The organism is Brevibacterium sp. 50QC2O2 (assembly GCF_024580675.1).
Lineage (GTDB): Bacteria > Actinomycetota > Actinomycetes > Actinomycetales > Brevibacteriaceae > Brevibacterium > Brevibacterium moorei.
In genome coordinates this window covers 1-363 of the sequence record NZ_JANIJZ010000060.1, presented here as the reverse complement: position 1 = coordinate 363, position 363 = coordinate 1, and the positions used below count along the sequence as shown (strand labels likewise).

The 363-nt window shown below is 53.4% G+C and carries 2 rRNA genes; both read left to right on the top strand.

Annotated elements, in window-relative coordinates:
- Window positions 1–114, top strand: a 23S ribosomal RNA gene (locus NQ038_RS15215); the annotation flags it as partial.
- 172 nt (window positions 115–286) lie between these two features.
- Window positions 287–363 (top strand): 5S ribosomal RNA (rrf, locus tag NQ038_RS15210); the annotation flags it as partial.

Genomic DNA, 363 nt, shown 5'->3' with positions numbered 1-363 from the left:
TCGAGATGAGGTCTCCTTTAAGGTGTCCTAGAGATGATGGGGTTGATAGGCCAGATGTGGAAGACCGGTAACGGTTGGAGCTGACTGGTACTAATACACCGTTCACTCACCCAAAAACAACACGACTCGGTGGGACTGTGGTCTTGTCGGGGTGTGTGGTGGGTTGGGTAACACGAGTAACAACGAGTTTGAGCGTATAAGCATGCACAGCCCTGTGGGGTTGGTGTTCACGTCTACTAGTTTCACTGCACGATCCAGTCACGCATTTCTGTGTGTCCTGTGGTTTTGCGGTGGTGAGAGCGTTGGGGAAACGCCCGGTCCCTTTCCGAACCCGGAAGCTAAGCCCGATTGCGCTGATGGTAC